The 8505-nt window shown below is 65.5% G+C and carries 5 protein-coding genes; all 5 read left to right on the top strand.

Features of this window, described 5'->3' with window-relative positions; translation table 11 throughout:
• Window positions 1-656: ATP-binding cassette domain-containing protein (locus BFP96_RS01690; RefSeq protein WP_139113309.1), on the top strand; the 656-nt coding region annotated here is incomplete at its 5' end.
• Window positions 657-747: 91 nt separating this feature from the next.
• Window positions 748-2040: an HlyD family type I secretion periplasmic adaptor subunit gene (locus BFP96_RS01685; RefSeq protein WP_065935464.1), complete on the top strand. Its 1293-nt coding sequence runs from the start codon at window positions 748-750 to the stop codon at window positions 2038-2040.
• A 2-nt stretch (window positions 2041-2042) separates the two neighbouring features.
• Complete coding sequence (locus BFP96_RS01680; protein ID WP_065897199.1) at window positions 2043-3383, top strand: TolC family outer membrane protein; 1341 nt, start codon at window positions 2043-2045, stop codon at window positions 3381-3383.
• A 34-nt stretch (window positions 3384-3417) separates the two neighbouring features.
• Window positions 3418-6375: an autotransporter serine peptidase EprS gene (locus BFP96_RS01675; protein ID WP_065935463.1), complete on the top strand. Its 2958-nt coding sequence runs from the start codon at window positions 3418-3420 to the stop codon at window positions 6373-6375.
• A gap of 157 nt (window positions 6376-6532) precedes the next feature.
• Window positions 6533-8505, top strand: a 1973-nt coding sequence (locus tag BFP96_RS01670; protein WP_139113308.1) for a S8 family peptidase, incomplete at its 3' end; no start/stop codon positions are given.

Here is an 8505-nt window from a genome sequence, read left to right as displayed (position 1 = left end):
TGGGCGCTTCGGGCTCGGGCAAGTCCACCCTGGCCCGGGTGCTGGTGGGGGTATGGCCGACCCTGGCCGGCACCGTGCGCCTGGACGGCGCCGATATTCACCGCTGGGACCGCAATGACCTTGGCCCCCATATCGGCTACCTGCCCCAGGACATCGAACTGTTCAGCGGCAGCATCGCCGACAACATCGCGCGCTTTCGCGAAGCCGACCCGGAACAGGTAGTGAAGGCGGCGCAACAGGCCGGCGTGCATGAATTGATCCTGCGCCTGCCCCAGGGCTACGACACCGTACTGGGCGACAACGGCGGCGGCCTGTCCGGCGGGCAGAAGCAACGCGTGGCCCTGGCGCGCGCCTTGTACGGCGGGCCGCGCCTGATCGTGCTGGATGAGCCCAACTCCAACCTCGACACCGTCGGCGAAGCGGCACTGGCCAGCGCCATCATGCAGATGAAGGCCCAGGGCAGCAGCGTGGTGCTGGTGACGCACCGTTCCTCCGCCTTGGCCCAGGCCGACAAGTTGCTGGTGCTCAGCGAAGGCCAGCTGCAGGCGTTCGGACCGAGCCAGGACGTGCTGCGCGCGTTGTCCGGCCAGCACGAGGCACCGAGGGAAAAAACCGGCGGTAGGAGCGAGCTGGCTCGCGAAAGTCGTCAACGATGACGCGCTCCGATTGGATACCCACAGTGCCTGTGCGCTTTTCGCGAGCAAGCTCGCTCCTACACGTTTTGCGTCAAGCAGTAAGGATACGTGCATGATTTACGAACAACACGACGCGCGCTTCTTCGTGCGCATGGGCTGGCTGCTGACCGTGGTCGGCGCCGGCGGGTTTTTCCTCTGGGCCAGCCTGGCGCCGCTGGATCAAGGCATTCCGGTGCAGGGCACGGTGGTGGTGTCGGGCAAGCGCAAGGCCGTGCAGACCCTCAGCCCCGGCGTGGTCAGCCGGATTCTGGTGCGCGAAGGCGAGGCGGTGAAACAAGGCCAGCCGCTGTTTCGCCTTGACCAGACCCAGCACCAGGCCGACGTACAATCGCTGCAAGCCCAGTACCGTATGGCCTGGGCCAGCGCCGCACGCTGGCAGAGTGAACGTGACAACTTGCCCGGCGTCAGCTTCCCCGCGCAACTGAGCGACAACCCCGACCCGGCCCTGGCGCTGGTACTTGAAGGCCAGCGCCAACTGTTCAGCAGCCGGCGCGAAGCCTTTGCCCGTGAGCAGGCCGGCATTCGGGCGAGCATCGACGGCGCCACGTCGCAGTTGGGCGGCATGCGCCGTGCCCGCAGCGACCTGACTGCCCAGGCGCAATCCCTGCGTGACCAGCTGAGCAGTCTGCAACCGCTGGCCGACAACGGCTACATCCCGCGTAACCGCCTGATGGACTACCAGCGCCAGTTGTCCCAGGTGCAGCAGGACCTGGCGCAGAACGCCGGCGAGAGTGGCCGCATCGAGCAGGGTATTGTCGAGTCGCGCCTCAAATTGCAGCAGCACAGCGAGGAATACCAGAAGGAAGTGCGCAGCCAATTGGCCGACGCGCAGCTGCGCAGCCTGACCCTGGAGCAGCAACTCACCTCCGCCGGGTTCGACCTGCAGCACAGCGAAATCAACGCGCCGGCCGATGGCATCGCGGTCAACCTCGGCGTACACACCGAGGGCGCCGTGGTGCGGGCGGGGGAAACGTTGCTGGAGATCGTGCCGCAAGGCACGCGCCTGGAGGTGGAAGGGCATTTGCCGGTGCACTTGGTGGACAAGGTCGGCACGCACTTGCCGGTGGACATCCTCTTCACCGCCTTCAACCAGAGCCGCACCCCGCGCGTGCCGGGGGAGGTGAGCCTGATTTCCGCCGACCAGATGCTCGATGAAAAGACTGGTGCGCCTTATTACGTGCTGCGCACCACCGTCAGCGAGGCGGCGCTGGAAACACTCCACGGCCTGGTGATAAAGCCGGGCATGCCCGCCGAGATGTTCGTGCGCACCGGCGAGCGCTCGTTGCTCAACTATCTGTTCAAGCCGCTGCTGGACCGCGCCGGCTCCGCGTTGACCGAGGAATGAACATGAAGCCTGTGTTCATCGCCTTGCTGTTCACTTGCGCCAGTGCCCACGCCGCCATGGGTCCGTTCGATGTGTACGAGCAGGCCCTGCGCAACGACCCGGTGTTCCTCGGTGCGATCAAGGAGCGCGACGCCGGCCTGGAAAACCGCACCATCGGCCGCGCCGGCCTGTTGCCGAGGCTGTCTTACAACTACAACAAGGGCCGCAATAATTCCGAAGCGCACCTGCCCGACGGCCGTGGCGGCAGCTATCGCGACGACCGCAACTACAACAGCTACGGTTCCACCTTCAGCCTGCAACAGCCGCTGTTCGACTACGAAGCCTACGCCAACTACCGCAAGGGCGTGGCCCAGGCGCTGTTCGCCGACGAGAGCTTTCGCGACAAGAGCCAGGCCCTGCTGGTGCGGGTGTTGAGCTATTACACCCAGGCGTTGTTCGCCCAGGACCAGATCGACATCGCCCGCGCCAAGAAGAAAGCGTTCGAGCAGCAGTTCCAGCAGAACGAACACTTGTTCAAGGCGGGCGAGGGCACGCGCACGGACATCCTGGAAGCTGAATCGCGCTATGAACTGGCCACCGCCGAAGAGATCCAGGCCCTGGATGAGCAGGATGCTTCCCTGCGCGAACTGGGCGCGCTGATCGGTGTGCAAAGCGTCAACATCGACGACCTCGCACCGCTGAACCAGAGCTTCGCCGCGTTCAGCCTGAGCCCGGCCAACTATGCCACCTGGCACGAACTGGCATTGACCAACAACCCGGTGCTGGCCTCGCAGCGCCAGTCCCTGGAAGTGGCGCGCTATGAAGTGGAGCGCAACCGCGCCGGGCATTTGCCGAAAATTACCGCCTACGCCAGTTCGCGCAAGCAGGAATCGGACAGCGGCAACACCTACAACCAGCGCTACGACACCAACACCATCGGCGTCGAAGTCAGCCTGCCGCTGTATGCCGGCGGCGCTATTTCGGCCTCCACGCGCCAGGCCAGCCGCGCCATGGAGCAGGCCGAGTACGAACTGGAAGGCAAGACCCGCGAAACCCTGATCGAACTGCGCCGCCAGTTCAGTGCGTGCCTGTCGGGGGTGAGCAAGCTGCGCGCCTATCAGAAGGCCCTGGCCTCCGCCGAGGCACTGGTGGTGTCGACCAAGCAAAGCATCCTCGGCGGCGAGCGGGTCAACCTTGATGCGTTGAACGCCGAGCAACAGCTCTACAGCACCCGCCGCGACCTGGCCCAGGCGCGGTACGACTACCTGATGGCCTGGACCAAATTGCATTACTACGCGGGCAACCTGCGCGACACCGACCTGGCCAAGGTGGACGAAGCCTTCGGCCCGGAGAGAACGCGGTAGGGGCAAGACATAACAATAAAACAGGAGTGTACGGATGATCACCGATTCACCACGGTTCAAACCCTTCACCGCAGGCTCATTGCTGCTGTTGTCCGTTGCGGCGCAGGCGCAATACACCGAGATCGGCCAAGCGGGTAACCCCGCCAGTTGGCGTTCCGCCGAATACCAGAGCGATTGGGGCCTGGGGCGCATGAAGGCCGATGAAGCCTATGCCGCCGGAATCAGCGGCAAGGGCGTGAAAATCGGCGCGCTGGATTCGGGGTTCGATGCCAATCACCCCGAAGCGTCCAAAGAGCGCTTCCACCCGGTCACCGCCAGCGGCACGTACGTCGATGGCAGTACCTTCAGCACCACGGGCGCGCTCAACCCGAACAACGACTCCCACGGTACCCACGTCACCGGCACCATGGGCGCGGCGCGCGACGGCGTGGGCATGCATGGGGTGGCGTACAACGCACAGGTGTATGTCGGCAACACCAACGCCAACGACAGCTTCCTGTTCGGCCCGACCCCGGACCCCAAGTATTTCAAGACGGTGTACAGCGCCCTGGTGGACTCCGGCGTGCGCGCCATCAACAACAGCTGGGGCAGCCAACCCAAGGACGTCAGCTACCAGACCCTCGGTGACCTGCACGCGGCCTACGCCCAGCACTACAACCGCGGTACCTGGCTGGACGCGGCGGCGGATGTGGCCAAGGCCGGCGTGATCAACGTGTTCAGCGCCGGCAACAGCGGCTATGCGAATGCCAGCGTGCGCTCGGCGCTGCCGTACTTCCAGCCGGAACTGGAAGGTCACTGGCTGGCGGTGTCGGGGCTGGATAAGGCCAACAACCAGAAGTACAACAAGTGCGGCATCGCCAAATACTGGTGCATCTCCACTCCGGGTGCGCTGATCAACAGCACCATCCCGGACGGCGGTTATGGGGTCAAATCCGGCACCTCGATGTCCGCGCCCCATGCCACCGGCGCCCTGGCGCTGGTGATGGAGCGCTATCCCTACATGACCAACGAACAGGCGCTGCAGGTACTGTTGACCACCGCCACGCAACTGGACGGCTCAATCACCCAGGCCCCCAACGCCATCGTCGGCTGGGGCGTGCCGGACCTGGGCCGGGCGATGCACGGGCCGGGGCAGTTGCTCGGCGCGATGAACGTGAACCTCGCGGCCGGGCAGGGCGATGTGTGGAGTAACAGCATCTCCGACCAGGCCTTGCTCCAGCGCCAGGCCGAAGACCGCGCCGAGCACAGCGCCTGGCAGCAAACCCTGCTCGACAAGGGCTGGCAGAACGGCCTGAGCGCCAGCGCCAGCCAGCAGGACCAGACCGACTACGCCGTGGGCAGCGCGCGTGATCAGGCAGCGGCGAACCGCGTGTACCAAGGCAGCCTGATCAAATCCGGCGCGGGCAGCCTGGTACTCAGCGGCGACAGCACCTATCGCGGTCCAACCCTGGTCAACGGCGGCCTGCTGGCGGTGAACGGCGCGTTGACCTCGGCCGTAACGGTCAATGACAGCGGCACCCTCGGCGGCTCCGGGCGGATCGGTGCGCTGTCGGTCAACAGCGGCGGGCGCGTGGCGCCGGGTAACTCGGTGGGCACCTTGCAGGTGGCCGGGGATGTGAACCTGGGCGCAGGCTCCACCTATGCAGTTGAACTCACCCCCACCCGTAGCGACCGCATCGTCGCCGGCGGCAAGGCCGTGCTGGGGGGCGGTACGGTCACCCTGGCCCTGGAAAACAGCCCGACATTATTAAGCCAGAGCCAGGCCCAGAGCCTGATCGGCCGGCAATACTCGATTCTCGAGGCGGCCGGCGGTATCCAGGGCCAGTTCGGCCAGGTGCTGCCGAACTATCTGTTCCTCGGCGGCACGCTGGATTACGCCGCCAACGGCGTGCAACTGGCGGTGGGGCGCAATGACGCCAGCTTCGCCAGCGTCGCCGCCACCCGCAACCAGCGCGCCGTCGCCACGGCCGCCGAGCAGTTGGGGGCCGGCAACCCGGTGTACGAAAGCCTGCTGCAGTCGGACTCCATAGCCACCGCGCAACAGGGCTTGCAGCAACTGTCCGGTGAGATCTACCCGGCCGTGGGCGCGATGTTGATCAACGACAGCCGCCAGTTGCGCGACGCGGTGGGCGAGCGCCTGCGCCATGTGCCGGTGGCCGGTGAACGCAACCTGTGGTTCAAGGCCCTGGGCGCCTGGGGCAAGTCGGATGCGCGCAGTGAAACGGCGGGTTCCACCACCTCCCTCGGCGGTTTGCTGGCGGGTGTCGACGGCGCACTGGACGAACAGACCCGCGTCGGTGTGGTCGCCGGCTACAGCGACAGCTCATTGAACATGGGCGGCGGCACCCATTCCTCGGCGTCCATCGACAGCTACCACTTCGGTGCCTATGCCGGGCGTGAGCTGGGCGACTGGCGCCTGAGTGTCGGCGGTGCCTACAGCTGGCATCGTGGCGATGTGAAGCGCGACCTGCAATACGGCGAGGTCAGCGGCAAGCAAAAGACCAAACTGGAGGCGCGCACCGCCCAGCTGTTCACCGAAGCGGCGTACCGCATTCACCTGCAACCGCTGGCACTGGAACCCTTCGCCAACCTGGCCTACGTGCACCTGGACAGCGATTCGTTCCACGAAAAAGGCGCAGCGGCGGCCCTGGAGCGCGGCAATGACCGACGTGATGCGGTGCTCGGCACCCTCGGCGTGCGCGCACTGAAAACCCTGGCGTTGAACGACCATCAACAACTGGAACTGTCCGGCTCGCTGGGCTGGCAGCACAGCCTGACGGCGGTGGAATCCGAGGAACACCTGGCGTTTGTCGCCGGCGGGCCGTCCTTTGCCGTGCGCAGCGCACCGTTGCTGCGCGACGCCGCGTTGGTAGGGCTGCAGGCGAGCCTGGCGCTGAGCCCGTCGACACGGGTCAACCTGGATTACAACGGCCAATTGGGCGGGCGCGAGAAAACCCAGGGCGTGGGGCTGAGCCTGAACTGGCAGTTCTAAAGGCACGCCACAGAACAAATGTGGGAGGGGGCTTGCCCCCGATGAGGGTGGGTCAGCCGGTACATCCGGCGACTGACACTCCGCTATCGGGGGCAAGCCCCCTCCCACAGGGAAAGTGATTCACCTACTGGCAATAAGAAAACTAAGGAAGGTCACCGTGAAAAAACGCAAGTCAGGGTTCACCATTGCCCTCCACACAGGGCCGGGCTATCCGCTCAAGGCGTTGAGCCGCGTGCCATACGGCGCGTTGCTGTGCTGCCTGGCCAGCGGCCTCGCAAGCATGCAAACCGCCCAGGCCGCACCCTATGTGGAAACCGGCAAGCCGGGCGATGCCGCCAGTTGGCGCAGCAACGAGTTCAAGGCCGACTGGGGCCTGGGCGCCGTGCACGCCGACACCGCGTATGCCGCCGGCTACACCGGCAAGGGCGTCAAGCTGGGTATCTTCGACCAGCCGGTGTACGCCCAGCATCCGGAATTCGCCAGCCCGGGCAAAGTGGTGACGATCGTCACCGAGGGCATCCGCCAGTACACCGACCCGTACATCCCGGTGAAGGCCGGTGATGCGTTTCGCTATGACGGCACGCCGTCCCTGGGCTCCAACGGCAAGCTGGGCAACCACGGCACCCATGTCGGCGGCATTGCGGCGGGTAACCGCGACGGCGGGCCGATGCATGGCGTGGCGTTCAACGCGCAAATCATCAGCGCCGAAAACGGCGACCCCGGCCCGGAAGATGGGATCATCCTGGGCAACGATGGCGCGGTGTACAAAGCCGGTTGGGACGCGCTGGTCGCCAGCGGCGCGCGCATTATCAACAACAGCTGGGGCATCGGCATCGGCGATCAGTACGCCAAGGGCGGGCGCGATCCGGCGTTCCCCAACTTCACGGTCAATGAAGCCCAGGCGCAGTTCAACAACATCCGGCCGATCCTCGGCACGATTGCCGGTGGTGCCTATCAAGGTGCGATCGACGCGGCCCGCAGCGGTGTACTGACCATCTTTGCCGCCGGTAACGACTACAACCGCAACAACCCGGATGCGATCTCGGGCCTGGCGTATTTCGTGCCGCAGATTGCGCCGAACTGGCTATCGGTGGCGGCCCTGCAGCAGAACCCGGACACCACGAGCGCCAACCCCTACGTGATCAGCACCTTCTCCTCGCGCTGTGGCTATGCGGCGAGTTTCTGCGTAGCGGCGCCGGGTACGAAGATTTTCAGTTCGATCATCAACGGCACCAACCTGGACAACCTCACCAACGACTACGCCAACTTCAACGGCACCTCCATGGCCGCGCCCCATGTGGCCGGCAGTGCGGCGGTGCTGATGGAGCGCTTCCCGTACATGAGTGGCGACCAGATCTCCACGCTGCTCAAGACCACCGCCACCGACCTTGGCGCGCCGGGCATCGACTCGCTGTATGGCTGGGGCATGATCAACCTGGGCAAGGCGATCAACGGCCCAGGGATGTTCGTTACCGCCGAGGATATTCCGGCCGAGTTCCGCATCGACGGCGCCTATGGCAGTGGCCAGTTCGTCGCCGACCTGCCGGGCATTGGCGCGGTGGTGGATGCCGGCAAACCGACCCAGCGCGTGTGCAACGACATCCATTGCGGGCTGGATGTGTGGAGCAATGACATCGCCGGGCATGGCGGCCTGACCAAGCAGGGCGTTGGTACCCTGGTGCTGACCGGCGCCAACACCTACAGCGGCCCGACCCTGGTCAACCAGGGCTTGCTGGCGATCAACGGCTCGCTCACCTCCGACGTGACCGTCAGCCAGAGCGGCGTGGTCGGTGGCTCGGGGCGTATCGGCTCGCTGACCGCGAGAAGCGGCGGCACTGTGGCGCCGGGCAACTCCATCGGCACGCTGAACGTAGCGGGCAATGTCACCTTCGATGCAGGCTCGACTTATGCGGTGGAATTGTCGCCCACCCGCAGCGACCGCATCGTCGCCGGCGGCACCGCCACGCTCAATGGCGGTACCGTGACCCTGGCCCTGGAAAACAGCCCGACCTTGCTCAGCGCGACCCAGGCGCAAAGCCTGATCGGTCGCCAGTACAACATCCTGCAAGCGGCGGGCGGTGTCACCGGCCGCTTCGGTGCGGTACTGCCGGACTACCTGTTCATCGGCGG

It is taken from the genome of Pseudomonas sp. 34 E 7 (genome assembly GCF_900005715.1).
GTDB lineage: Bacteria > Pseudomonadota > Gammaproteobacteria > Pseudomonadales > Pseudomonadaceae > Aquipseudomonas > Aquipseudomonas orientalis_A.
The sequence above is the reverse complement of the archived record's forward strand: the minus strand, read 5'-3'. Positions and strand labels throughout refer to the sequence as shown.

Excerpts from the sequence above, each read along its gene's own strand:
- BFP96_RS01685 (WP_065935464.1), top strand. The coding sequence starts at position 748 with ATGATTTACGAACAACACGACGCGCGCTTCTTCGTGCGCATGGGCTGG.
- BFP96_RS01680 (WP_065897199.1), top strand. The coding sequence starts at position 2,043 with ATGAAGCCTGTGTTCATCGCCTTGCTGTTCACTTGCGCCAGTGCCCAC.
- BFP96_RS01675 (WP_065935463.1), top strand. The coding sequence starts at position 3,418 with ATGATCACCGATTCACCACGGTTCAAACCCTTCACCGCAGGCTCATTG.